Origin of the sequence: Sphingomonas oleivorans, from assembly GCF_003050615.1 — a bacterium.
Lineage (GTDB): Bacteria > Pseudomonadota > Alphaproteobacteria > Sphingomonadales > Sphingomonadaceae > Sphingomonas_H > Sphingomonas_H oleivorans.
Map to the genome: position 1 here is coordinate 1 of NZ_NWBU01000010.1, position 25,883 is coordinate 25,883.

General features: G+C 65.4%; 21 protein-coding genes and 1 tRNA gene. 12 read left to right on the forward strand and 10 right to left on the reverse strand.

The genetic code is table 11. The features are described from left to right. Positions 1-179: 179 nt before the first annotated feature. Positions 180-2,477, reverse strand: a complete 2,298-nt coding sequence (locus tag CLG96_RS11445) for a coiled-coil domain-containing protein (protein ID WP_107968134.1) — start codon at positions 2,475-2,477, stop codon at positions 180-182. A gap of 107 nt (positions 2,478-2,584) precedes the next feature. On the opposite strand from CLG96_RS11445, the gene CLG96_RS11450 reads away from it, so the two are divergent. Further along, positions 2,585-3,793 carry a hypothetical protein gene (locus tag CLG96_RS11450; protein WP_107968135.1) on the forward strand — a complete coding sequence of 403 codons (1,209 nt, stop codon included), beginning with the start codon at positions 2,585-2,587 and terminating at the stop codon, positions 3,791-3,793. 19 nt (positions 3,794-3,812) lie between these two features. On the opposite strand, the gene CLG96_RS11455 is transcribed toward CLG96_RS11450, so the two are convergent. Further along, on the reverse strand, positions 3,813-4,247 hold the full coding sequence (locus CLG96_RS11455; protein ID WP_243395750.1) for a hypothetical protein: 435 nt from the start codon (positions 4,245-4,247) through the stop codon (positions 3,813-3,815). Between the two features lie 67 nt (positions 4,248-4,314). Further along, positions 4,315-5,625, reverse strand: a complete 1,311-nt coding sequence (locus tag CLG96_RS11460; protein WP_107968136.1) for a cytochrome b/b6 domain-containing protein — start codon at positions 5,623-5,625, stop codon at positions 4,315-4,317. 244 nt (positions 5,626-5,869) lie between these two features. On the opposite strand from CLG96_RS11460, the gene CLG96_RS11465 reads away from it, so the two are divergent. Further along, on the forward strand, positions 5,870-6,658 hold the full coding sequence (locus tag CLG96_RS11465; protein WP_165799627.1) for an HdeD family acid-resistance protein: 789 nt from the start codon (positions 5,870-5,872) through the stop codon (positions 6,656-6,658). Positions 6,659-6,713: 55 nt separating this feature from the next. On the opposite strand, the gene CLG96_RS11470 is transcribed toward CLG96_RS11465, so the two are convergent. Further along, complete coding sequence (locus CLG96_RS11470; RefSeq protein WP_165799628.1) at positions 6,714-7,151, reverse strand: PRC-barrel domain-containing protein; 438 nt, start codon at positions 7,149-7,151, stop codon at positions 6,714-6,716. 140 nt (positions 7,152-7,291) lie between these two features. Beyond that, entirely contained in the window at positions 7,292-8,230 is a 939-nt protein-coding gene (locus CLG96_RS11475; protein WP_107968139.1) for a 2-hydroxyacid dehydrogenase, read from the reverse strand. Between the two features lie 164 nt (positions 8,231-8,394). On the opposite strand from CLG96_RS11475, the gene CLG96_RS11480 reads away from it, so the two are divergent. The 4 genes from CLG96_RS11480 (at position 8,395) to CLG96_RS18780 (ending at position 10,262) form a co-directional block, all read left to right on the forward strand. After that, a tRNA-Cys gene (locus tag CLG96_RS11480) sits at positions 8,395-8,468 on the forward strand. Positions 8,469-8,643: 175 nt separating this feature from the next. Next, positions 8,644-9,798, forward strand: a complete 1,155-nt coding sequence (locus tag CLG96_RS11485; protein WP_107968682.1) for an aminotransferase class I/II-fold pyridoxal phosphate-dependent enzyme — start codon at positions 8,644-8,646, stop codon at positions 9,796-9,798. A gap of 66 nt (positions 9,799-9,864) precedes the next feature. After that, on the forward strand, positions 9,865-10,107 hold the full coding sequence (locus CLG96_RS11490; protein ID WP_423828203.1) for a DUF1275 family protein: 243 nt from the start codon (positions 9,865-9,867) through the stop codon (positions 10,105-10,107). A gap of 2 nt (positions 10,108-10,109) precedes the next feature. Further along, positions 10,110-10,262 carry a hypothetical protein gene (locus tag CLG96_RS18780; protein WP_165799629.1) on the forward strand — a complete coding sequence of 51 codons (153 nt, stop codon included), beginning with the start codon at positions 10,110-10,112 and terminating at the stop codon, positions 10,260-10,262. A 21-nt stretch (positions 10,263-10,283) separates the two neighbouring features. Here the strand turns inward: CLG96_RS18780 and CLG96_RS11495 are convergent, their stop codons facing one another. The 4 genes from CLG96_RS11495 to CLG96_RS11515 form a co-directional block, all read right to left on the reverse strand. Next, entirely contained in the window at positions 10,284-11,189 is a 906-nt protein-coding gene (locus CLG96_RS11495; protein ID WP_107968141.1) for an AraC family transcriptional regulator, read from the reverse strand. Positions 11,190-11,644: 455 nt separating this feature from the next. After that, complete coding sequence (locus tag CLG96_RS11505) at positions 11,645-13,030, reverse strand: efflux transporter outer membrane subunit (RefSeq protein WP_107968143.1); 1,386 nt, start codon at positions 13,028-13,030, stop codon at positions 11,645-11,647. Continuing rightward, positions 13,027-14,145, reverse strand: coding sequence for an HlyD family secretion protein (locus tag CLG96_RS11510; RefSeq protein WP_107968144.1), 1,119 nt, complete (start codon positions 14,143-14,145; stop codon positions 13,027-13,029). The genes CLG96_RS11505 and CLG96_RS11510 overlap by 4 nt, the downstream gene beginning before the upstream one ends. Positions 14,146-14,147: 2 nt before the next feature. Beyond that, the gene (locus CLG96_RS11515) at positions 14,148-15,773 is read right to left on the reverse strand and encodes an efflux MFS transporter permease (RefSeq protein ID WP_107968145.1); all 1,626 of its coding nucleotides are present in this window, start codon (positions 15,771-15,773) and stop codon (positions 14,148-14,150) included. Between the two features lie 571 nt (positions 15,774-16,344). Here CLG96_RS11515 and CLG96_RS11520 point away from each other — a divergent pair. Then, on the forward strand, positions 16,345-17,886 hold the full coding sequence (locus CLG96_RS11520; RefSeq protein WP_243395751.1) for a catalase: 1,542 nt from the start codon (positions 16,345-16,347) through the stop codon (positions 17,884-17,886). Between the two features lie 78 nt (positions 17,887-17,964). Next, positions 17,965-18,513 carry an ankyrin repeat domain-containing protein gene (locus tag CLG96_RS11525; RefSeq protein ID WP_107968147.1) on the forward strand — a complete coding sequence of 183 codons (549 nt, stop codon included), beginning with the start codon at positions 17,965-17,967 and terminating at the stop codon, positions 18,511-18,513. 26 nt (positions 18,514-18,539) lie between these two features. On the opposite strand, the gene CLG96_RS11530 is transcribed toward CLG96_RS11525, so the two are convergent. Next, a complete protein-coding gene (locus CLG96_RS11530; RefSeq protein ID WP_107968148.1) occupies positions 18,540-19,556 on the reverse strand; it encodes a LacI family DNA-binding transcriptional regulator in 1,017 nt (338 codons plus the stop codon). A 438-nt stretch (positions 19,557-19,994) separates the two neighbouring features. On the opposite strand from CLG96_RS11530, the gene CLG96_RS11535 reads away from it, so the two are divergent. The 4 genes from CLG96_RS11535 (at position 19,995) to CLG96_RS11550 (ending at position 25,834) form a co-directional block, all read left to right on the forward strand. After that, on the forward strand, positions 19,995-22,541 hold the full coding sequence (locus CLG96_RS11535; RefSeq protein WP_165799630.1) for a TonB-dependent siderophore receptor: 2,547 nt from the start codon (positions 19,995-19,997) through the stop codon (positions 22,539-22,541). A 148-nt stretch (positions 22,542-22,689) separates the two neighbouring features. Next, positions 22,690-24,012 carry an extracellular solute-binding protein gene (locus tag CLG96_RS11540; RefSeq protein ID WP_107968150.1) on the forward strand — a complete coding sequence of 441 codons (1,323 nt, stop codon included), beginning with the start codon at positions 22,690-22,692 and terminating at the stop codon, positions 24,010-24,012. Further along, positions 24,009-24,998 carry a carbohydrate ABC transporter permease gene (locus CLG96_RS11545; protein WP_107968151.1) on the forward strand — a complete coding sequence of 330 codons (990 nt, stop codon included), beginning with the start codon at positions 24,009-24,011 and terminating at the stop codon, positions 24,996-24,998. The genes CLG96_RS11540 and CLG96_RS11545 overlap by 4 nt, the downstream gene beginning before the upstream one ends. Further along, positions 24,995-25,834 (forward strand): carbohydrate ABC transporter permease, encoded by an 840-nt coding sequence (locus CLG96_RS11550; protein ID WP_107968152.1) that lies wholly within the window; start codon positions 24,995-24,997, stop codon positions 25,832-25,834. Before CLG96_RS11545 ends, CLG96_RS11550 begins: the two co-directional genes overlap by 4 nt. Positions 25,835-25,883 lie beyond the last annotated feature (49 nt).

Consider the following 25,883-nt stretch of genomic DNA (forward strand, 5'->3'; position numbering starts at 1 on the left):
CCACCTCCGCAAAGGGTGAATCATATTTTCAACCCGCCGGGAATCCCCAGCCCGATTCCGAGTTCAAGCTCAACGCTCTAGCCCGCCATCCTGCCTTTGCCTGGCCTGCCTTTGCCTGGATTGAATCACCGCGCTCAGGCTGAGCGCGGTCGGGTGGAAAGCGCTTTAGGTTTCCGGTCCTATACCCGCAGCCGCTCGATCGCCTGGGCGAGCGCGACATAGAGCTTGCCCATGTCCGACGAGAGCATCGTGACCGCGAGCGGCGAGCCGTCGCGGGTGGAGAGGATGCGGCGGAGCATCGCCTCGAAATCATGGACGTAACGGTTCACTTGCTCGCGGAATTCGGCATCCTCGCCATAATGGCGCGCAATCTCCCGTGCCTCGCCTGAATCGAGCAGGCGCACGGCGCGGCGGGTGAAGACGCCGCGATCGCCGCGCAGATAGGCCGCCCAGGCGCTGTCCGTCACCTCGTTTGACAGGATCTTGGCGACATCGATCGCGGTGGAATTGAGCGACTCGATGAGGAGCGCCACCGTCCGCGAGAAATTCTGCTGATCGGCGCGCTCCGCCTCGTCGCGATGCTCGGCGATGCGCTGTTCGACGGCGGCGCTGGTGTCGACGATGGTCAGCATCTGCCGCATCAGCCGCTCCGACGCCTTGTTGGCGGCGTCGACCGCCCGTTCGGCGGTGGCGGCGATCGCGCCCATCTGCTGGCGCGCGCGATCGGCGAGCGCCTGTTCCATCGCCTGCCCGGCCGCATCGCCGAGCATCCGCGCGGCGCCGGGAATGGCGGTGGCGAGCGCCTCGCGGGCATGGTCGGATGCCTTGCCGGCCGCATCCCGGACGCGCAGCAGCGCATCGACGAGCTGGCCGCCCGCGCCATCGACCAACGCTTGCGTCGCCGCGCCCGTCTCGTCGAGCAGGGCATGGAGCGCCTCGGTCTGTTCGCGCAGCGTGGACAGGCGGGCTTCGACCCCGGCGCCCAGCGCATCGACCGCCTGCGTCTGGCGCTGGATCAGCGCGTCGGCTTCGCCCAGTCGGTCGGTGGCGGCGGCGGCGAGCGTGGCGAGGCTTTCGGCCTGCGGCGCCGCGGCGGCGATGGCCTCAAGGCTGCGTTCGGCCTGGAGACGCAGGCGCGAGAGCGAGGCGGGAATGCTGTTTTCCAGATCGCGCGCGCCGGCATCGATCGTGGCGCGCAGCGTGGCGACCCGATCGAGCAGCGTCTCGGCAGTGCTGGCGCTGCCGTCCAGCGCCCTGCCGATATTTTCGGCATGGTCGGTGAGCGCGACAATCGCCTCGGCAAGATCGGCGGTGCGTTCGGTGCCGCTATCGCCCAGCGACTCGAAGCGCTGCTCGACACGGGACAGCGCCTGATCCAGCGCCGCCAGCAGCGCGCGCGAGGCGGCGTCCTGCGCGGCGAGGCTGGCAGCGAAACCATCGATCCGCGTGCCGATCTCGTCCAGCCGGCGAGACAGGGCTTCGGCCGAATCGGCGCCGGCGCGATCCAGCGCGGCGCGGCTCTGCTCGACCATGGCGGAGAGCGCGGCGCTCTGCGCGGCGATGCCGCGACGCGTCTCCTCCACAGCCTGGGTGGCGCCGAGCAGCGCATTGTCGACAGTGCGCGCCATGTCGGCGGAGGCATCCTCCAGCCGGCGGCCGGCGGCAGCGCCGCCACCCTCGATCCGGGCGAGATGCGTGCCAAGTCGTTCGGCGGCGTCGGTGGTGCGATCCTCGGCGGCCTGCGCAGCGGTGACGAGCGCGGCGAGCTGCGCTTCGAGCGCCTGGGCGCGGGCCTCGGCGCCGGCACCCGATGCCTTGAGCAGATCCGCCATGGATCGGGTGCGGGCATCGACCTCGGGCAGATCGGTGAGCAATATGCCGAGATCGGCGCGCGCGGCGGCGGTTGTGCCTTCCAGCAGCTCGGCATGACGGACAAAGGCGGCGGTCTCGCCGCGCAGATCCTCGCCGATTCGCGCAAAACGGGCGACCGTCTCGTCGCCGAGCGCGAGGAAGCGGCTGCTCTCGTTTTCGAGCGCAGCGCGGCTCTGCTCGATCCGGCGGGAGAGGATGACCAACGCCTGCGCCAGATTCTGCGAATCGGCGCGCATCGCGCGGGCTACCCGCGCATAGCGGCTGAGTTCGCCCCGGCCGTTGCGCGTGACGATCAGCCAGCCCAAGGCGAGGAGGCCGAGTGGGCCGCTCGCAAGCCCGATCCAGCTTATCAGTCGCAGCGGGCTGAGCGAAGCGACGGAGGCCGCCTCCGCCACGCCCCAGGCGACCAGCCCGATCCAAAGAAAGGCGGCGGCGAGAAACAGCGCGGCGGGAAGCCGGCGCTCCAGCGGCGAGGGTTCGGGCTCGGGCGCGCGATCGGCGAAATCATAATAGCCGGGATCGTCCGCCACCTTTTGCGTGACGTCCTGTTCCTCCGGCGCGTGCTCGTCGCGCCAGGGCTCGATCGAATGCGCCCCTGCTGCCATGGACGGAGCTTATCATCTTTGCGGCCGGGCGGAAGGGGAGGATGCGTAGGGCCTTGCATCGTCCATCGCAGCGCCTATCCGCTTGATCTCATGACAGGGAGGCAAATGTGGCGCTCGCCGCGCTGATCGCCGCATATGAACCGGCCGAGGATGGCGAAACGCTGCGCGCGACAGCGCCGCTGGCAGGTGCCACCGTGGTCGAGCATCAGGCGCGTCGCGCGGTGCGGGCGGGCGCGCGTCACCTGATCCTGCTCGTCGAGCGGCTGCCGGCGGGGCTCGCGCTCGCGCTCGATCGGCTGCGGCGGGACGGGATCGCGATCGAATTCGCGCCGACCATCGCGGACGCGGCCGATCGGGTGCATCCCGACGAGCGGCTGCTGCTGATCGCGGATGGCTGCATGGCGGATCAGGCGGCGCTCGACCGGGTGGCGGCGGCGCAGGTGCCCGCGCTGCTGACGGTCGCCGACGGCAGCGGGCGCGACGCCTATGAGCGGATCGACGGCAGGGTGCGCTGGGGCGGCGTCGCGCTGCTGGACGGGACGCGGCTGCGCGATACGGCGGCGATGCTCGGCGAATGGGATCCGCTTTCCACGCTGCTGCGTCGTGCGGTGCAGGAAGGCGCCGCGCGGGTCGCCGCGCAGGAGGAGGGGGCGGAGGGCCTGCCGATCTTCGCGCATGGTTCGGCGGGCGTCGGCGCGATTGAGAAGCGGCTGCTGTCGGGAACACGGGGGCTGGCGCGCGACTGGCCGGGGCGCTTCCTTTTCCCCTGGATCGAGGATCCGGCGCTGGGGCCGATCTTCCGCCGGCTGCTCGATCCCTTCTGGCTGGCGGCGGCGGCGGCGCTGCTGGCGCTGATCGCGGTGCCGGTGGCGGTCCATTCGGGCGGGCTGGCGCTGACCCTGCTGCTGCTTTCCGGGCCGGTCGCGTCGATCGCCGGGCGGCTGGCGCTGATCCGCGCGGCGGCGGTGCGCCATGGCGAAAGGCTGGAGCAGCTCCGCCGCATCGCCGCGGCATTGGCGCTCATGGCGTCCACCTCGGCCGTGGCGGCGGCGGGCGGATGGGGCTGGTGGCTGGTGACGGCGGCGATATTGGCCGGCATGGCGGCGCTGACGGTGGAGCGGCGCATCGCCGCCCGGCTGACGGAATGGCCCGGCTCGCCCTGGTTTGCCTCGACGGACGGGCTGATCTGGGCTTTCCTGCCCTTCGCCTTGCTCGGCCAGTGGGGCATGGGCCTGGCTGCGCTGGCCTTCTATGCCCTCGCCTCCTTCGCCTATGTCCAATGGCGGCTGGCGCGGCATGTGCGCCTGGCCGGATAGCCGGCCCTGACGCTGCCGTTCAGGGCGAGAAGCGGGCCGGGCGGAGCGAGAGGGGGACGGGCTCGTCCAGCCTTTTCCAGCCGAGCCCGCGAATCACGTCATTGCACTGGATCGCGCGACGGCCTTTCGCCAGATCGAGCGACCAGGTGATATGATAGGTGCCACCATCGGGCCGATCGGTCATGCCGCCGATCCGGACGATCATGGTCTGCACGCCCGCGCCATCGTCGCTCTCGCCGACGATCTCGCCTTCCTGCTCGTCGGGAAGGGGCGTGTGCCCGCTTGTATTGGCCGCGAGCGTGACATGATCGGCAACGATATCGGGATAGGCCGGGGGAAAGCGCGCGAGCAGAGCCACGCGCTCGGCGGGGTCGAGCGCCCAGCCGATCACATGGCTGCCTATGGACTGCACGGCCCAGCGATAGGCTTCGGGCGCGGAAAGCCTCTTTTCCATCAGCGCGTCCTTCTCCGCTGTCCCGACAAACGGCAGGGATTGCCGCGCGGTTCCGGGGGACGACGCGCTACTTCTTGCGGATCGCGCTGAGCTGAACGGTGACGGAAACCGCGTCGGCGACCTCGTCCGTCGCCGTCCATTGGCCTTGGCCGACGCCGAAGGCGGTGCGGCTGAGTGTCGCCGTGCCCGATATCTTCGCCTTGTCCCCATCGATCCTGAGCGTGAAGGGCAAGGTGAGGGGGCGCGAGGTGTCGCGGATGGAGAGCATTCCCCGTGTCTCGTAACGGTCCCCGCCCAGCGCGCGGAATTTGGTCGCGGTGAAGCGCGACCGGGGATGGGCGGCGCTGTCGAACCAGTCGCCTCCGGGCAGCGCGCCGGCCGCATTATCGTCGCTCGCGGTGACCGAACCCATGTCGATCCGCACGGTGACGGCGGATCGGTCGAGCGCATCGGGATCGAAACGGATGTCCGCATCCCATTTGCCGAACCCGCCCTCGACCGCCGCGCCGTTCCAGCTCGCGCGGAAGCCGAGCGAGGAGGCGGCTTTGTCGACGATCCATTCGGAGGGTTCGGCCGGCTTTTCGGTGGATTCGGCGGCGGCGGTCTTGGGGGCCGGGATTGTTTCGGGTTGAGGTGCGGGAACCGAAGCCGCCGACTGGGCGAGGGGCTTGGCCATGGCCGGCTCGGCAGGCGCAGGGGCGGCCTGGACGGATGCCGCCTGTCGTGCCGCAAACCAGGGATAGCTGCTCGTCAGCCCCGCGATCAGGAGCAGTATAAGCCCGATCGCGCCGAGCCTCGCGTCCAGCAACGTCGCTGTCGCACGCCCCGGCAGCATCCGCCCGAGTTCCCCGTCGCGATCGATAATATGATGCTTCAGCGCCCCTGCCACATGCAGGACGATCAGCAGATAGGCGAGATAGGCGAGGCTTTCATGGCCGAATTCCGCCAGTTCATTGGCCGAGGCGGCGCTGGCGGCGGGCACGGGGATGTGCGGCCAGGGGATGGTGCCGTAGAGCAAGGTCGCGATCCGCGTCGGGCTGGTCGAGACCAATAGCCAGCCGGTGAGCGGCAGCCCCAGCATCAGCAGGTAGAAGCCATGATGGACGATGTGTGCCAGCGTCCGTTCCCATCGCGCGAGGTGGGCGGAGAGCGGCGGCGGACGATGCGTCAGCCGCCAGCCGATGCGGATCAGCGTCAGCAGCAGGACGGTGATGCCGATCGATTTGTGAAGCTGGAAAATCGCATAGCGGACGGCGCCGGGCGAGCCTTCCATGCGCCAGGCGAGCAGGATATTCGCCAGGATCAGCGCGGCGATCAGCCAGTGGAGCAGCTTGGCGACACCGGAATAGCGGGCGCTCGTCTCGATCCGTTGATACATTGGACGTCGGGGCTCCTTCTGGCGACGCGATCGTTTCGGTTCTTATATGGTCTGGGAGAAGCCGGGAGGAAGAGGCCGGTTGTCACTCTTTCCGTGCGGCCCGCCCACAAAAACTAACGATCGTGAAGGCGGATTCCCGGGCGCCGTCCTAACCCGGCGTTCGTGCCTCCTGCCCGGCGTCATCATGTCGACAACCGCATCGTCATCGCGCCCTCGAGGCCGATCGAACGAGGAGATCCAAGCCATGATCCGCAAGGATAAACCGGATGGGACCGTCCGCACGAGCGGCGGCCAACCCTTTCCCACAAGCGAGCCTCCGGGACGGATTCCGGCGGCGGGCAGCGCGCCCGATACCGGGCCCGGGGACCGCGACCAGGGTGAGCAGCAGATACCCGATCCGTCACTCAGGGTCTTTTTCGATCCGACCTTCATCGATCCGGTGCGCCTCAACCGGATTGTCGCGCGCAATTGGTGGGCGGTCGCGCTGCGCGGGGCGAGCGCGATCGTCCTGGGGCTTCTGGCAGTGCTGTGGCCGTCGATCACGCTGATGACGCTGGTGATGATCTTCGCCGTCTACTGCACCGTCGACGGCATATTGTCGATCATGCTGGCCGTCCGCGGCGCACGGCGGCGCGAGCGCTGGGGATTGCTGCTGCTGAACGGAATCGTTGCGCTGGCGGCGGCTGCGGTCGCGATATTCTATCCGCTGTTGACGATGTTCGCCTTCGTCCTGATTCTGGCGGCCTGGGCGCTGATCACGGGTGTGCTGACGATCGCGGCGGCGATCCGCCTGAAGCAGACGCATGGCCGGATATGGATGATCGCCGGCGGCGCGGTCGCCATATTGCTCGGATTGATCCTCCTCCTTTCGCCGCCGCTCGGCCTGTTGACGATCACCTGGCTGATCGGCCTCCAGGCGACGTTGGCCGGCGTCATGCTGCTCGGCCTGGCCTATCGGCTGCGCCTGCGCAGCCAGGAGCAGGAGCCGCCGCTGGAGGCGCCCCCGAGCCGGCCAGCGACCCACATATTATGAGCGCCGGAACGAGGCCCTGTCCGGTCGTGCCGGCCAAGGCCTCGTTCCTGTCGGATCAACGATAGCGGAATTCGGGGAGCTTGCGGAGCGCGGCATCGGTCGCGCCCGGAAACACGATCGAGTCGGGCGTCACCTGAAGGCTCGAATAGGGTATTGCTACCTTGCGATCGCCGAGGCCGAGGAAGCCGCCGACGGAGATGATTGCGAACAGCACCTTGTCGCGCCCGATGACAAGATCATCGATCCGCCCGATCGTCTCGCGGCCATTGCTGACTGGCCGGCCGATCAGCTCGCTCGTCCGATAGCCGAGCGCCACCGTCTGCACGTCGACCACGGTGATCGCCACGGGCTCTTGCGCCGTCGCGACCGAACCGATGCCCGCCAGCATGGGCGCCAGTGCCGAAATAAAGGCGATTCCAGACCAGCGGCGCAGTCGGCCCCGGCCCTCGCGCGCGGGACGTGCGCGATGATCGAATAGTTCAAGGGGCTTCATGATCTCTCTCCTTCGCAGGCTTTTTTGAGGCGTGCGAACATGGCGCGGATCGGACGGGCGCGACATGATGTGGATCATGTTCCGAGTCGGTTTCTTCCGGAGACCCGACCCGGTGTCAGGATAGCGGATCAGACGCCGGATCAGACAGGCGTGACGAGCGCCTCGCCCGCAAAGAAGGCGGCCAGATTGGCGAGCAGCAGATCGGCCATGGCGATGCGCGTTTCCCGTGTGGCGCTGCCCTGGTGCGGCTGGAGGACGACCGTGTCGAGGCTCCATAGCTCGTGCGTCATTCTGGGCTCGTCGGCGAAGACGTCGAGCGCGGCACCGGCGATGCGGCTCTCGCGCAGCGCCGCGACGAGCGCCTCCTCGTCCACTGCGGCGCCGCGGGCGATGTTGACGAACAGGCCATCCGGGCCGAGTGCATCAAGCACCGCCTGGTCGACGATCGGCGGCTCGCCCGCCTTGCTCGAGGCGGCGAGGATGAGCGTATCGACCGCTTCGGCCAATCCGACCGCACTGTCATGATAATGATAGTTACTCGCCGGCAGGGGGCGGCGATTATGATAGGCGATCTCGCCTGCGAGCGGGCGCAGGCGCTTGGCGATGGCGGAGCCGATCTGTCCCAGCCCGATGATGCCGTAGCGGCGGCCAGTCGCGCTGCGGCCGAGCGGAACGGGCATGCCGGCCTCCCACCGGCCGGCGCGCACATGGCGGTCATTGGCCGCGATCCGGCGGGACAGCGCCAGCACGAGCGCGAGCGCCATGTCCGCGACATCGTCGGTCAGCACGTCCGGCGTGGTGGTGACGGCGATGCCGCGCGCACGGGCATGAGCGAGATCGATCCGGTCGAGCCCGACGCCATGGACGGCGATGAGCCCGAGCGCGGGCAGGGCATCGATCAGCGCGTTGCTCGCTCCCTTGGCGCCTGAGGTGACGAGCGCGCGGATGCGTGGTGCGATCTCGGCGAGAAGCGCCTCGGGCTGGTCTGCTTCGGAGAGGCGATGGACTTCATAGCCTTCGGTCAGGCCCTGATCGAGCCAGGGCGAGGAGTCTGCGACGAGCAGGATTTCAGGGCGCATCGACGATTTTTCTCTCTTCCGTCAGGGCCGATCGCCGGCGGGATGGGGAGGGGAGCCGGCGCGGCGTCACTCCCTTAGGGCAGCTTCGCCGCGAATTGAACCGCGCTTGCGGATACCGCGGAGGTTGACATCCGCCGCCACCTTGCGCAAAGCGCGGCACCTCCGGCCCGATGGCGGAGTGGTTACGCAGAGGACTGCAAATCCTTGCACGCCGGTTCGATTCCGGCTCGGGCCTCCACTCTCTTCATTCATGTCTGTCTCTCGGCATCTGCCTGTTGCGCATAAGCGGTCGTCCGCTTGTGCAATGAGCGACATGCTGGCCAGGTGGACAAGGCTTGACGAGGTGACACGCCCTTTGATTCAAGGCTGCGCCTCTGGGGGCGCCGGGCAAATGGATGCAGGAGCGGAATGGGATGACAGCCAGGATTGATCCCTTCCACGCCATCGCGATCAGCCGGCTCGCGCATCGCCTGTCCGCCGAAGGGCGCTCCGTCATTCATATGGAGTTCGGCCAACCCTCGACCGGCGCGCCGCGCGCGGCGATCGAGCTTGCGCATCGCGTGCTCGACAGCGACGGCATGGGCTATTGGGAAAGTGCTGCCCTGAAGCAGCGGATCGCCCATCACTATCGCGACAGCTACGGCGTGGCGATCGAGCCCGAGCAGCTGATCCTCACCTGCGGCGCCTCGCCCGCCTTCGTGCTCGCGCTGAGTTGCGCCTTCGCGCCGCATGCGCGCGTGGCGCTGGCGCGGCCCGGCTATGTCGCCTACCGCAACACGCTCAAGGCGCTTCACATGGAGCCGGTGGAAATTCCGTGCGGAGCCGCCGACCGCTTCCAGATTTCCGCTGCTGCCATCGCGGCGCTCGATCCGGCGCCGCAGGGCGTGATCGTCGCGAGCCCCGCCAACCCGACTGGCACGATCATCCCGGCCGAGGAGATGCGGGCCATCGTCGCCATCTGCCGGGCGCGCGGCATCCGCATCATTTCCGACGAGATCTACCATGGCCTGAGCTATGTCGGCCCGGCCCATTCGATCCTGGAGGACGAGCCTGAGGCGCTGGTGGTCAACAGCTTCTCCAAATATTTCAGCATGGCCGGCTGGCGGCTCGGCTGGCTGGTGGTGCCGCCCGACCTGATCGACGCGGCCCGCGCGCGCATGGGCAATCTGTTCCTGACCCCGCCCTCGCTCAGCCAGCATGCCGGTCTCGCCGCCTTCGACTGCCGCGACGAACTCGAAGGCCATGTCGCAACCTATCGGCACAATCGCGATTTGCTGCTCGGACGGCTGCCGGCGCTCGGCCTGACGCGGATCGCCCCGCCCGATGGCGCCTTCTACATCTATGCCGATATCGGCCATCTGACCGACGACAGCATCGCCTTTTGTACGCGGCTGCTCGAGGAAACCGGCGTCGCGACGGCGCCCGGCGTCGACTTCGATCCGATCGAGGGGCACCGCTTCATGCGCCTGAGCTTCGCAGTCTCCACCGACCGGGTGGAGGATGCGATCGCGCGGATGACACCCTGGTTCGCAGCGGCGCACGACAGGGCTGCCCGGCAACGCGTCTAGCGTCGTCGGCCGGAAGCTGAGGGTCGCATTCGTTCCAAAAGCATAAGTTCCATCCAATCACTGCTCATCCGGCATTGGCTGCTTGTCATGGCGGCGTTGGAAGCGGGTCTGCTCTTGATCGCGGCAATCTGTGCCTTGGATTACGACTATCGTTCGACGACGTCCTCATGGGCGGCCGTCGCCATGGGCAGCCGCAACGCTATGATCCGCCAGCTCAAGGTGCCGGATCTCACGACGACCGTGCTGACGCTGACCGTCACCGGCATCGCCGCGGACTCGCCCTTTGGCGGAGGCGGGAATGCGAATTGAGGATGTCGCGTCGCCGCAGTCGCCTCGATGCTCTGCGGCGCGGCGCTTTTGGCGCGCTCCTCGTCGTGAAAACCGACCTTGGCCCATTCCTGCTGCTCGCAGCTATCGTCATTGTCGCGGCAACGCTGATTCTCGTGCGCGAGGATAATGTGTGACGGCTGTCGCCGAAGCGCCGATCAGCTACGCCGCTCTCTTCGCCATTCCCCGGGCGGTGCGCCCATTGTCGACGAAAACAGGCGGGTAAAATGGCTCTGGTCGACGAAGCCGCAGGCCGAGGCCACCTCGGCAAGGGTGAGCTCAGTGTTGAGCAGCAGATCGCGCGCCTTGTCCACGCGGCGCGCCATGAGCCAGCGATGAGGAGGAAGGCCGGTGCTGGACCGGAAGGCACGCGTGAAATGGCCGACCGACAAGCCGGTCAGTTGCGCGAGCTCGGCTACTCCGAAGTCGCCGGCGAGATTGGCGGTCATATAGTCGATGACGCGCCGCAACTGCCATGGCGCGAGCCCGCCCGGGGAGGCTCCCCGGGTGACGAGGCTGCCATAGCCGGTGGCCAGATGCACCAATATGGCCTTGCCGATATGGTCGAGAAACAAGCGGCTCGGCTCCGCGCCACGATCCATTGCAGAGATCAGGACATGCCCCAGGTTGAGGAGGAATGGATCTTGCCGCTTGTCCCTGGGCGCCAGCAGGAGTCCGCCGACGCGCGGCCCATCGAGCATCTCGGCCAAGCCGTCGAGGGCGCCGCGCGGCACATAAAAATGCATGTTTCGAAACGGATCGCAAATCTCGCTGACCCAGCGTTGGCCAAGGTCGAAGATGCAGGTCGATCCGGTCTTGAAGGGCACGCTGGGCACAAGGCGACCATCGGCCCAAAGCTGCCTCGACCCGCCGCAGGGTTCGAATGCCAGGATCGCGATGAAGGCATCGTCGAGCATCGTCGGATGGGTGAGCCCATGGCCGGGCCTGGTCTGGTGAAGATAGGTCGCGGTGATTTCGGTATGTTTGGATCTGCCCGCGATGATGGTTCGCGCGACAGGCGCGTGCACCATTTCGGATGTGATATTCGGGTTGCGCCGGCTCATCGATGCGCCGAAAAGGAGCAGTCGGGCTGCGGCCGACCTGTCCGCCAGAGCCCGAACTCGAAGGCCATGAGCTGGACGGTCAGCAGGAACGAGTCTTCGAAATCATAAGCCGTCATCATACCATGACCATGGTCCGCGCGGCGCAGCCGGGTGATCGCTATGTCGGTTTCGCGAAGCGTTGATGCGAAAATGTCCGGACGGTCGGGACGCGCATCATTCCCGACTGACGATTTGCCCTGATTCCATCTGCCGGCATGAGCCATCATTCCGTGCAAAACTGTACCGGACACACTTCCTTTGACGCCGGCCGTCCTCGACGACCGGGCCGAGAGATTACGAGCCCGAAGAGAGTCATGGCACGGGCATTTATTCCCGTCGATATGCGGGCCTATAAAAGATCAAATTCGTTCAACCAATATCATGATTGCGCAATGTCTGCTCAGCGCTGGCGACGTTCATCCCGGCGCGCCGTGCGTCGGAGCCGCATCCCATCCGCCGCCGAGGCTCTGGTAGAGCGATATCAGCGCGGTCAGCCGATCGGCGCGGGACTGGACGAGCGCGAGCTCGGCGGCGAGCAGGCCGCGCTGGGCGTCGAGCTGGTCGAGATAGGGAGAATAGCCGGCCTGGTAGCGGTTGGTCGCGAGTCGGAGCGCACCCGCGAGCGCCTCGCGCTGGGCGGCCAGCGCATGTTCCTGCTCGGCGGTACGGCGGACTGCAGCGAGCGCATCCTCGACTTCGCGAAAGGCGGTCAGCGCCGCGCGGCGATAGGCGATGGCCGCCTGATCGCGCCGCGCCGACGCCGCATCGGCCTGGGCATGGAGACGCCCGCCTTGGAACAGCGGAGCCAATATGCTGCCGCCGAGCGAGAAGATGCCGATCGGATCGGAGAGGAGCGTGGAGGCGACATAGCCGCCCGATGCGGTGAGCTGGATACCGGGCATGAACGCGGCACGGGCGGCATCGAGCGAGCGATCGGCGGCGACGAGCTGCTGTTCGGCCTGGGCGATATCCGGACGACGGCGGAGCATGGCCGAGGGCAGGGCGGAGGGGACGGGAAGCGGCCTGAGCATAGCAAAGGCGGTGCCGCGTTCGATGGCGCCGGGACTCTCGCCGAGAAGCAGGCGGAGGCCGTCTTCCTGCCGGCTGATCGCCAGTTCGACGGAGGGAATGAGCTGTTCGGTGGCGTGATATTCGGCTTCGGCCTGTTGCAGCTCAAGCCGTGTGGAATAGCCCGCCTCGGCGCGGCGACGGGCGATATGAAGCGACTCCGCGCGTGCCGCCAATGTGTCGCGAAGGAGAACGAGGCGGGCGTCGAGGGAACGCAAAAGGATGTAGCCGCTCGCGGCAGAGGAGGCGATAGCGAGACGGATGGTGTCGCGCGCCGCTTCGGTCGCCAGCAGTGAGGCGCGGGCGGCCGCGCTTACGCTGGAGAGGCGGCCGAACAGGTCGAGATCATAGGCAGCGGAGAGCTGCGCCTGACCCACCGTCTGGTTCGTACCGATGCCGAAGGCATTGACCGAGCGCTGCTCGCTGCCAGCGGCGGCGGCGACGAGGCTGGGCAGGCGTTGCCCCTCGGCGAACCGGAACTGGGCGCGCGCCTCCTCCACCCGGGAGGCGGCGATGGCGATATCCATATTGTTGGCGAGCGCCGTCTCGACGATCCGGGTCAACACCGGATCGCCGAAACCCCGCCACCAACCGTGCGCCACGATGGCCTCTCCGTCGAGAGCGTTGCGCCATGCCGGCGGCGGCTGCACGGCTGCGGCGGCGGGCGGTTCGGGCCGGGGCCCGGCACAGCCGGCGAGTGCGGCGATTGTCACGAATGGGACGATCCGCTTCATCGCGATCCTGCCGCCGTGTCGACATGGGCCTCGACCGACATGCCGGGCCTCAGCCGCGAAGCCAGCGCCTGGCTCGGATCGATCGCGATGCGGACGCCGATGCGCTGCGGCACCTTCACGAAATTGCCCGTGGCATTATCGGGTTTCAGCACCGCAAATTCCGATCCGGCCGCGGGCGAGAGCCGCTCGACCCGGCCGGTGAGCCGTGCGCCGCCCAGCGCATCGACGGTAAAGCTGGCGCGCTGGCCCGGTGCCATGCGCGCCGTCTGCGCCTCCTTATAATTGGCGATGACCCAGCGCTCGGGCGGTACGAGCGACAGGAGCTGGGTGCCGAGCGTGACATATTGGCCGAGGCGGACGCCGATCTCGCCGACCTGGCCGGGCTCGGGGGCGCGGATCACCGTGTTGCCGAGATCGATCTCGGCCAGGCGGAGCTGGGCGCGCGCGGCCTCGACCTGCGCCTCCAGCCCGCCGCGGCCGACATCGACGGTGCGGATGTCCTGCCGCGCGATCTCGCCCGAGGCTTCGGCCTGGCGGACCTGCGCCTCGGCCTGGCGGAGCGCAGCCATCGTCTGATCCCGCTCGCGGATCGAGACCGATCCGTCGCGGACGAGATCATCGACGCGGGCCATGTCGGCACGGGCGCGAAGAAGCTGCGCACGGGCGCTGCCGAGCGCGGCGGTCTGCCCTTCCAGGCCGGCGGCGCGCGCGGCACGCGCCTGCCTGCTGTTGGCGAGCGCTGCGAGCTGGGCGTCGAGATTGGCGCGCGCCTGGGCGACACGGGCGCGATAGATCCGATCGTCGATGCGCGCCAGAACCTGCCCTGCGCGGACATGTTTATAATCCGTGACGAGGACGGCCACGACATAGCCGCTCACCTGCGGCGCGATCACTGTCGTACGGCCCCGGACATAGGCGTTCTCGGTCGGCTCGATCGAGCCTCTGAACGGCGGCAGTCGCCAGGCCGCCAGGATGGCGAGGACCGCGGCGATCGCGAGCAGGACGATCAGGAAGATCGCGAGCTTGCCCTTGCGTTCCGGGCGCCAGCCCGGCGTGGGCGCGGGAGGCGGCTCCACCGGAGCTTCGGCTACGGCCGGTTTCGGCGCATTGGTCATGATTATGTCTCCGCCAGGGCCTGGCGCCGGCGGCGGGCCGCGTAGATGAGGATGCGATAGCCGACATAAAGGGCGGTCAGCAGCGCCAGCGCCGCCACCAGCTGAAAGACGTCGTTATAGGCGAGGATATTGGCCTCGCGCGTCATTGCCTGCGCGAGCAGCGCCGCGCCCTGGGCGCTCTGCCGGGCCGGATCGGCAATGACGGCGGCGATCGTCGCGGCACCGCCCTGGATGCGCGCGGCAACCAGCGGATCCGCGGCAAGGAGATGCTCCGACAGCGCACCCGCATGCGCCCGGGCGGAAGCGACCTGGTAAGTCCCGAGCAGGGCCGAGCCGGCGAGGCCGCCGACATTCTGCGTGACGCTGAACAGCACGATGAAGCTGACAAGATGGTCGGCGCCGCGCCGGACCATCCGCAGGAATCCGTAGAGCAGCGCGGGGCCGAGGAAGAGCGTCGAGCCGAAGGCGATCAGCGCCTGGCTCCAGTAGAGCTGGGCGGGACGCGTGATGTTGGTCGCATCGGTATCGAGCCAGGCGCCGAGCGCGATGATGAGGGCGGCGGCCATCACCTGATAAGGCAATCGCCGCTCCGACAGGGTCATGGCAGCCGTAACGGTGCCCAGCACCATCGCGCCGGCGACGATTATGAAAAGTCTATGGAGCTGATCGTTGGTGAGCCCGCCGGACGTCAGCAGGCCGACCGCGCCATAGGTCTGCTCGGCAAGTGCCATGCGCACCATCATCGCGACGGCGGCGAAGCGCATTATATCCAGGCTGCCTATCCAGTCGAGCTGGAGCAACGGGCGGCTTCGGCCATATTCGATCAGGATCGCGGCGGCGAACAGCGGCACGGCCGCCGCCAGCGCCCAGCCCAGCCAGGGTGTGTCGGTCCACCATAATAGCCGTCCCTGGCCGAGCACGCCGCAAAGGAGCGTCATCGCCGGCAGGATCAGGCCGAAGGTGACGAAATCGAGCGGCTCGAACGCCTTGCTCCGCTCGCTTGGCGGCAGCGGATGGGCGGAAATGGCCGCAAGCACGACCAGCGCCAGGCCGAGCTCGATCAGGTGCAGGCCTTGCCAGTTGCCGAGCGCCAGCATCTCGACCGGGAACAGGCGCGCGAGCGGCATGCCGAGCTGCGGAATGCCGATGCCGAAGACCAGCGCCAGGGGCCGCAGCTTGACCGGAAAGGCCTGCATGAGATTGTAGATGGTGAGCGTGGTGAGCGCTGCCGCCGTCATGCCGCAGATCGCGCGGATCAGCACCGCCGAGGCGAAACCGGGGAAGGCGAATTGCCACAGCCCGGCCAGCGCATAGGCGATCAGCAGCCCATGCGTTATCGCCGGAATGCCGAATTGGGCTCGCGCCTTGACGAGCATCAGATTGGCGCTTGCGTTGGTCGCGACGTAGATGGCGGGCAACCAGCTCGTCTCGGCGGCATAGGTGCCGAGGGCGCCCGACAGGTTGACGACATTGACGCTGACAAGACCGTTGCCCAGCGTTGAGGCGATGCCGACGAGCAGTGCCACCGCCACATAGCCCAGCCGCCGCCGCCCGGAATGCATCGGCGTGAATGGCGAGCCGGGGAAAGTCGGCCGCTCTTCCGGCCTGAAAGAATATGCGGCAGTCATGTCTATGCCCTGCCGAGATCCGGCGGGAATATGGGGGCTGCTTGACGGGTCAGGGAGAAATCGCTCCGCCAGGGGCCCATCATCCTGGCCGCGACAAAGTCACGGCCTCTGGGTAGCGAGGGTGCTGATCGGCATTTCTGCAACTTCCTTCCTCACAGCTGCTGATGCTTTCTGGACTGTGCCCGCAGATATGGCCATCATCTTGTACAATTATGCTGTCGATTGAATGGAAGGCAGGTGTCGGCACCTGCCCCGCTATCCAGAAGATGTCCTCACATAGTCTCGATCTTGTGACATGCGCGGGACATTCGACGCGATAAGCGTTCACATCCCGCGAGCGGTGCCGGCATTCCGCGGTGCCGGATGCAACGTCATGTTGCGATGATCGAGACAGCCATTCTCAGTGATCCAGAAAGCTCGTTTGGCTGAGCGCGCCGCGCGCCGCAAAGCATCCCCCGTCGCGCCGGACGACCCGTCTGCCGGCGCAGTCACTTGCGTCTCCGCATCGGGATGGCGCGCAGAACGGGGAGTCTTTATGTTTGTGAACAGCCTTTTCTCGAGAAACATGGTCATGCCGGCGCTGATCGCCGCGAGCGCATTGGCGCCGACGCTTCAGGCGGCGCAGGCGCAGAGTGCCGCGCCGCAATTCACGCGCGACAATGGCGCGCCGATCGGCGAGAATCGCAATTCCAAGACGACGGGCGATATGGGGCCCGTGCTCCTCGAGGATAGCCATCTGATCGAGAAGCTCGCCCGCTTCGATCGCGAGCGCGTGCCCGAGCGCGTCGTCCACGCCCGTGGCACGGGCGCGCAGGGCATGTTCACCGCGACCGCCGACATCAGCGAGTTCACGCGTGCCTCGCTGTTCGTGCCGGGCAAGCAGACGCCCGTGTTCGTTCGCTTCTCCACCGTGATCCATCCTTCGGGCAGCCCCGAGGGCATGCGCGATCCGCACGGCTTCGCGACGAAATTCTACACGGACGAAGGCAATTGGGATCTGGTCGGCAATAATCTGCCGATCTTCTTCATCCGCGATGCGATCCAGTTTCCGGACATGATCCATTCACTGAAGCCCTCGCCGGTCACCAACAGGCAGGATCCCAACCGCTTCTTCGACTTCTTCTCGGCGACGCCCGAAGCGACCAACATGCTGGCGCATGTCTATTCCAATCTCGGCACGCCCGCTTCCTATCGGACGATGGACGGCAATGGCGTCCATGCCTTCCGGCTGGTCAACAAGGATGGCGAGATCATCTTCGCCAAATTCCGCTGGATCAGCCGTCAGGGCGTCAAAAATCTGAACGGCGCGCAGGCGGCGACAGCGCCGTTCAACTATCTGACCGACGATCTTTATTCGGAGATCGGCAAGGGCAATTTCCCCAAATGGGATCTGATGATCCAGACGATGAAGGCGTCCGAATTCGCCAGGCTGAACTATAATCCGTTCGACGACACCAAGGAGTGGCTGGACGTGCCGTTCCGCAAGATCGGCGAGATGGTGCTGAACAAGGTGCCGGATAATTTCTTCGAATGGACCGAGCAGTCCGCCTTCGCGCCGTCCAACATGGTGCCGGGGATCGAAGCGTCGCCCGATCGCATGTTGCAGGGGCGGCTGTTCAGCTATGCCGATACACAACGCTATCGCATCGGCGCCAATGCCCAGTCGCTACCGGTCAACCGGCCGCGCGTGGCGGTGGTGAACAATAATCAAGACGGCCAGCTGAACGCGGGCGGGCGCACGGCCGACGTCAATTATTTCCCCGCCCGGACGGCGGAGAAGGCGACCGCGCAGGCCTATCGCCAGTCCAGCTATGAAGTGGCGGGCATGGTCGATGCCAAGCCGATTTCGAAGACCAATAATTTCGAGCAGGCGGGCATTTTCTACCGCTCGCTTTCGGCGGCGGACAAAGCGGACCTGATCAAGAATCTCGCGGGCGACTTGGGCGTGGTGACGTCCCAGCGCACCAAGACGATCATGCTGAGCTATTTCAGCCAGGCCGACCGGGATTTCGGCACGCGTCTCGCCAAGGCGGTGAATGTTCCGATGGCCGAAGTCGATCGGGCGGTGGCCGAATATAAGGCGGCCAATCCCGAGCAGATGGCGGCGCGCTGAGCCTTTGGCGCTGATCTGGCCCCGGTCCAGACCCTGCCCTGGACCGGGGCCTTCCTATTCTCACAGGAACCGAGACCAATGTTCGCATCGCTGATCGCCGCCTTTCTGGCGGCCGCCCCCGCACCTGTGCCGGATGCGCTTCCGACGCCCGAGCGGCGCCAGCAACTGTTGTTCGAGGCCGCACGGCTCGGCCGCACCGATCTGATCGCTTCGCTCGTGCAGGTCGGCGCGGACGTGAACGCATATGATGCGCGGGGCTTCACCCCGCTGATCCTGGCGGCCTATAATGACCATCTCGATACGGTCGAGGCGCTGATCGCGGCCAAGGCCGATCCCTGCCTGCCGGACCGCGACCAGGGCAATAGCGCGCAGATGGGCGTTGCCTTCAAGGGGCATGACGCGATCGCGGCGCGGCTGCTCAAGGCCGGCTGCGACGTCAATGCGCGCAACAAGGCCGGCCAGACCGCGCTGATGATGGCGGCGCTGTTCGGCCGCACGAGCCAGATCGACATGCTGATCGCCGCCGGTGCCGATCCCGCTATCCTCGATGCGTCGGGCCGCTCGGCCATGTCCGTGGCCAGGGGCCAAGGGAATGAGGCCGTCGTGCAGCGCCTGACGAAAGAATAAGGGGCGCGCGCCGCCGGCCGGCACCTTCAGGCCGAAGCGCGCTTCACCAGCGGGCAGGGGATCTTCTCGACCCGGGATATCATGTCGGCGCCGGACAGCACCGCCATCATATTGTCGCCCGCCCGCCGGCCCATCTCATAATAAGGCAGCGCCACGGTGGTGAGCTTGGGCTCGACCAGCATCGATATGACATGAAAATCGTCATAGCCGATGATGGCGACATCCTGTGGGATGCGGAGCCCCAGCGACAGCGCGGCGCAAAGCACCTGCAAGGCGATCTCGTCATTCCCGCAGACGATCGCCGTCGGCTTCTTTTTTGCCTTTCCGCCCAGAAGGGCGAGCGCCTCGGCGAAGGCCACCACTTCCTCCTTGCCGATTTCCCCGACTATGCCCGGGCGGATCCATTTTTCCTGCGGCGGGACATGATGATCGGACAGCGCCGCCCGGAATGCGGCATCGCGCAGCTCCGCGGCGAGGATGAGGGGATTGAGCGTGATATAGGCGATGGCGCGGTGGCCCTGCTCGATCGCATAGCGCGCGGCCTCATATCCGCCCTCATAATCGTCGGGCACGACGGACGGCAGCTCGGGATGATCGGGCGAGGAGCAATTCACCAAGATCATCGGCAGCGGCGGATGATCGAAATCGAACGCGACATGCCGATGATACATGGTGGCGTAAAATACGCCGTCGATCCTGTGCTCGCGAAACGTCTGCCAGATCCGCCTTTCCATCGCCGGATCGCCCGCCGTATTGGCGATCAGCAGGCTATGATCCGTTTCGGCGATCCTGTCCTGAATGCCGCGGATGATCTCGACCGAATAGGGCGTCGTCGAGACGAAATCGGTCAATATGCCGAGGACGCGCGAGCGGTTGGTCCTGACGAGGCGCGCGGCCTGGTTCGGGACATAGCCGAGCTTCTCTATCGCCTCCTCGATGCGTTTCCTGGTCTGCGGCTTGACCGCACTCTCGCCATTTACGACGCGCGATACCGTCTTTGCGGATACGCCGACTTCCGCCGCCACGTCCTTGATATTTACCACGCCTGGCCTCTATCATTCGGTAGATCTTGTAGCGGATCGGCGAAGGCCAGTCCAACCCGCTCGGCGCGCATCGCGCATAGGGGCGCCATGCCGTCGCGAGTCTCCATGCCTGGGTAATCGGCCCGATCGGAACTTGGGCTGATATTCTCCCGATGGGATGCCCTGGGCAAGAATATGGTGCCTCTTACAAGGCTGGGTCGCTTCCATTTCATCGGAATATTCCGGAACTTGCCGCATTGCAGCGAACAATATTGGGGCAGCTAAAAATGTCAACGTTGACATTATGCGGGCAGCGGGATAGGCATCCTTACATGTCGGCAAATCCCGGCATGCAGCGATCCGAAAAAGCGACGCTGCGGCTTCCCGGAACGGCTGGTGCGCCCACCCGACGCATCATCCCCCGGAAAGCGAAAAATAATAATGAAGGAGAGGGTGGAAATGATAAAGGTGAACGAACTATTGTTCTGTACCGTCTGCGTGGGCGCGCTGACGGTTTCACTTTCCTCTACGGCATATGCTCAGCAAGTGCAGCAGCCGCGGCCGGCCGAAAACGGTCAGGCGCCGGGAAATGGCACTTCTGCGCTCGATGAAATCATCGTCACGGGCCGCGTGGGATCGGTCGACATCACGAAATTCGAGACATCCTACGCCATCTCGACGATGGATGCGACCTATATCGAGGAAAAGTCCCCGATCAGCATTACCGGCCTGTTGGAGGATGTGCCTGGTTTCTGGGCGGAAGGATCGGGCGGCGTCAGCGGCGGCAATGTGTTCGCCCGGGGCATTCCCATTCCCGCCGGCTATCGTTTCAATCCGCTTCTGGAAGATGGCCTGCCGGTGATCGGCGATGGCGATGTGCCCTTCACCAATCCGGACGTCCTCTCGCGCATCGACGACATGACAACCAATGTCGAGGTCGTGCGCGGCGGCCCCGCCTCCATCTTCTATTCCAGCGCGCCGGGCGGCGCGATCAACGTCATCACCAAGGGGGGAACGAAGGAATTTCAGGGATCGGGGAAAATCACCATCGGCGATTATGGGCTGCGCCGGGGTGATTTCACTGCCTCCGGCCCGTTGGCCGAAAATATGACCTTCGCGGTCGGAGGCTTTTATCGTGTCGACAATGGCGTCCGCAATCCTGGCTTCAAGGCGAATGAAGGCGGGCAGATCCGTGGCAGCCTGACCTATACGGACGATGACTGGGATCTGACGCTGCGCGCCAAATATCTGAACGACCGGAACATCTTCTATCTTCCCATCCCGCTCGCGCGGAATGCCGACGGGTCGGTTTCCGGATTGCCGGGCATCAATCCCCATTATGGCACGATGGTGTCGAACGACTTCCGCAACTTCACGCTGGTGAGCGAGCGCGGATCGATCCAGGCCGATCTGCAGGATGGCAGCCACCCCAAATATGCGACCTTCGATCTGGAATTTAACAAGGATCTGGGCGACGGCTGGAGCCTGAAGGATCGGGCCAGGATCGGCGACGGGACGCTTCAGCTAAGCTCGATCTTCTCCGTGTTCGATCCGCAAAATGCCAATAATTTCCTGGCCGGCCAGCTGGCCAGGGCGCGGGCGGTGGATCCCACGGTGCAATCGCTGGCGCTCCGCTTCGTCAATTCCGGGCAGACGCTCATCGGGCCGGATCAGATCAATGCGCTCAACGGCAATGGCCTGATCCAGGAAAGCGGCTGGCTGTTCATCGACTCGAAGATCCGCGAATTCATCAACGACTTCCAGATCAACAAGACCATCAGCGGCCATGACATCGTCATCGGCTATTATTATGATCATCTCGATTTCGATCAGACCTGGATCTGGAACAACTTCCTCCATGGCGTGAAATCGCGGCCAAGCGCGCTCGACGTGATCGCGCTCGATGCCGCCGGCAACGAGATAGCGGGTACGCAGCTCACCCGTGGCGGCGTCATCAATCCGACCTTCCTGCCCAAGGATGCGACGATGGCGATGACGCAGAACGCCTTCTACGTGTCGGACAACTGGCAGATAAGCGATGCGCTGCGGATCGATGCCGGCGCGCGTTATCAGATCAACGAATATGAGGGACTTGTCGGCAACAAGTCGCAACGCGACCTGGACGGCAATCCCCGCACATTGTTCGACATCGGCATGTTCCCGAACGGGACCTTCACTCCGGTCGATGAGGAACTGGACGCCTTCGCCTGGACGATCGGCATCAATTATGAGCTGAGCAAGCAATTCGCGATTTTCGGGCGCTATACGAGCAGCGAGGCCTTGCCCTCGATGCGCGACGCCTATGACAATAGCCGCTTCGACGGCGAATTTCAGATATCCAAGATCAAGCAGGCCGAAGCGGGCGTGAAGGCGCGCTTCGATACGTCCTTCGGCGATTTCAACGCCTTCGTCGTCGGCTTCTACAATAGCTTTACTCCCGCCGTCTTCGCGCTCACCGTGGCGGGGCAGACCGATGCGACCGCCTTCGCGATCGACACCAAGGGAACGGGCATCGAGTGGGAGTTGAACTATAAGCTCCGGCCGGTGGGCCTCGGCTTTGACCTGAGGGGCGTCTATCAGGATCCCCATTATGACGGGGTGCCGCAGGGCGTGGGGATCACCAATGATCCCAGCGGAAACCAGATCATCCGCAATCCCAAATTCATGCTGAACGTCCGGCCTTATTATGAGCTGCTCACCCATAATTCGGAGAGCCTGCTCCGGAGCCTGAAACTCTATGCCTCGGTAACGCATGTGGGCGATCGTTATGCCGATCTCGCCAATGTGGCGCTGCTGCCGGCCTATACGACGATCGACGCGGGGCTTTCGGTCGGTCTGGCGAGCAATATCGACTTGCTGCTGGTCGTGTCGAACCTCAACAATTCGAGCGGCCTTCAGGAAGGCAATCCGCGGACGGACACGATCCAGGGGCAGCGGACGCCGATCTTCCAAGGGCGGCCGATCCTGGGACGGGCGGTGACGGCGAGCATCGGTATCAGCTTCTGATCCGGCAGGGGAGGCTCGACCGGATGTTGAGCCTCCCGGTTGGAGGCTAGGGTTTCCGGCTCGGCGGACATATGATCCGAGCGGTTCGCGAAGAAGAAAAGAATAAGACGCATAATAATGAAAAAATATTAGTGGCGAGGATCATGCCATGGGCAGAAGAGCGTACGTAAAGGGCGCGCTTGCAGTCTTGGTCGGGCTGATGGCGTTCGCGATATCGCAATATCCGGATCGTTCGGCCGAAGCTGGCGAAGCCAAGGTCACGGTTCTGGTCGAGGGCGGAAGTCCGGCCTTCAAGGCGCTCCAGAAAGTAAAGCCGGATTTCGAGAAGAAATATAAGGTCAAGCTCGAGATTGCGACGGCGCCTTATATGGGCGTTCGCGACAAGCTGATCTCGGAGGTCGTGTCGCCGACCGGCGCTTATGATGTCGCGGCGATCGATGTGCTCTGGTTCCCGCTCGTCAGGAATGTGCTCGAACCGCTCGACGATCTGGCGACACCCGAGGTCCGCGCCGATCTTTTCCCGCATCTCCTGTCGGGGGCGACGTTCGACGGCCGCCTCTATGGCATGCCGCTCTGGGACAATGCGGAGATCCTCGTCTATCGCAAGGATCTGTTCGACGATGCTGCGGAACAGGCGGCTTTCCGGCGCCGCTATGGCTATGCGCTCCGGCCGCCGACCAACTGGCAGGAGCTGAAGGACGTCGCCGCCTTCTTCACGCGTGATCTCGACGGGGACGGCAAGACCGACATGTTCGGCACCAGCCTGGAAGGATTTGGCGGGCATGGCGATGCCGTCACCAACTGGCTCTATCTGGCCGCGCAGGCGGGCGCCAAATCCTATGTGACGGACGGGCGGGGCGAGATCGTTATCGATAGCCAGCCCTATCTGAAGGCGTCCCATTTCCTGATCGACCTGATCGACGCGAAGCTGGTGCCGCCCACCTATATGGAGATGGCGAGCCCCCAGAATGTCGAGCTGTTCAAGGCGGGCAAGCTCGCCACCACCTATGTCTGGGCCCATTTCCTGCCCGATCTTTATCGCAGCGCGGCGGCCGGCAGGGCTGGCGGCATAGGGGTTGCGCCCAATGTCGGCGGGGCCGTGCCGGGGGCCTGGTATAATGTCGTCTTCCGGGCGTCGAAGTCGAAGTCGGCGGCGCGGGCGCTCGTCTCCTATCTGTTCGAGCATGATGATGCCGTCGCGGATGCCTTTGGGGTCGCCGCCCGCAGGTCCGTGCTGGAAGCGCGGGCGACCATGCCGGAGGGCGCACATCTTCCGGCCCTGATCCGGACATTGGAGGACAGGGGCACGTTCGATCGGCCCGCGCTCAGGCGATGGAGCGAGATTGAGGAGAGCGTCCTGATCCCCACGCTCCAGACGATCCTCCTCCGCGAGAAGACGCCGGAAGAGGCTCTCCCGCAGGCGCGCGACGAGATCGCGCTCATCCTCAACCGTCAGCGAGCACGGCCATGACCTATCCCATCCTGATGCACCATCTGCACAACGGCTCCGTGCAAAGCGGGCAGCCGCGCCGCGACAGCCATGTCAGATCGAGAATGAGATCGATGCTGCAGGACAGGAATTTCGTGGCGATCGCCATGTCCTGTCCGGCGCTCGTCTATCTCGCTCTGTTCCTGCTGTTTCCGCTCATTCTCGTCATCTACAATAGCTTCTATCATTATGATCTGATCGATCCGGGCTCGCGGCAGTTCGATGGACTGGACAATTATGTCCGCGCGATCGGCTCGCACCGTTTCTGGATGGCAGTGGGCAACAGCCTGCTGTTCACGGCGGTCGTCGTCTGCGTCGAGTTCGTCCTCGGCTTCGCGGTCGCACTGTTCATCGACAGGCTGAAGCGCGGCAGGGAAATCGTCCGCACGATCCTGCTCCTGCCGCTGATGATCGCGCCGATCATCGCGGCGGTCGCCTGGCGCTACATATATTCTTCCGAATTCGGCATATTGAACTGGGCGCTCTATCAGATCGGGCTGATCGACAGCCCGAGCGCCTTGCCCTGGCTTTCGAGCCCGGCCTTCGCGCTTCCGGCGGCGATGATCGTCGATATCTGGCTTACGACGCCGTTCATCGTGCTGATCCTGCTCGCCGGCCTGCAGGCGCTGCCGAAAAGCCTGAGCGACGCTGCGAAGATCGACGGGACGAGCCTGGTGCGGGAGATATTCCTGATCAAGCTGCCGCTGCTGCGCCCGGTGATCGCGGTCGCGCTCGTCATGCGGCTGATCGATGCGGCGCGGACCTTCGACGCCATCTGGATCCTGACGGGGGGCGGCCCGCGCTTCTCCTCCGAGGTGCTGAGCACGCAGATCTACCGGACGCTCGCGCGCTATGCCGATGTCGGCTTTTCCTCGGCGATCGCGGTGCTGTTCACCGTCGGGCTGATGATCCTCGCTCTGTGCGTCTATCTGATCCTGCGGCCCAGCGATGCGGGAGGGCGGGCATGATGATCGGCCTTCGCAAATCGCGCCTGTGGGAAATCGCCCTGCTGGGTGGAGCGCTGCTCTTCGCTCTATTCTATCTCGCGCCCTTCCTGACGATCGTGCTGACCTCCTTCAAGCCGGCGGCGGAAGTGATCGCCTCGCCCCCGCGGCTGCTGCCCTCGCATTTTTCGATCGAGAACTATCTCCATATGGCGAGCGCGCTCAATATCGGGCGCAGCATGTGGAACAGCCTGGTCGTGACCTTCGGCTCCACCGCGATCGCGATGGCGCTGGGATCGATGGCGGGATATGCGGTGGCGCGGTCGCACTCGCCGGTCGTGCGATCCTTCTTCCTGCTGGCGCTGCTGGCACGGGTCGTGCCGCCCGTGACGCTCGCAATCCCGATATTGGGCATGATCCGCTGGGCCGGGCTGATCGACACGCAGATCGGGCTGATCCTGGTCCATGCCGCGCTCAACCTGCCCTTCGTCATCTGGATGAGCTCGGGTTTCTTCCAGGATATCCCGGCGGATCTGGAGGAAGCCGCGATCGTCGATGGCTGCAACCGCTTCACCGCCTTCACCCGCATCATCCTGCCCGTCGCCACGCCCGGTCTGGCGGCGACGGCAATCTTCGCGGCGATGCTGTCCTGGAACGAATATCTCTTCGCGCTGCTGCTTACCAATGTCGAAGCGAAGACGGCGCCGGTCGCGGTCTCGGAACTTCTGAACGTCTATTCGTCCGAATGGGGCGCGATGACGGCGGCGGGCACGCTCTTCACCATCCCCGTGCTGATCCTCGCCATCATCATCCAGCGGCGCATCGTCGAGGGGATGGCGATGGGCGCGGTCAAGGGATGAGCCCGGAAAGCCAATAAATCACACCATATCAATCCGTTGAAGCAAAGGA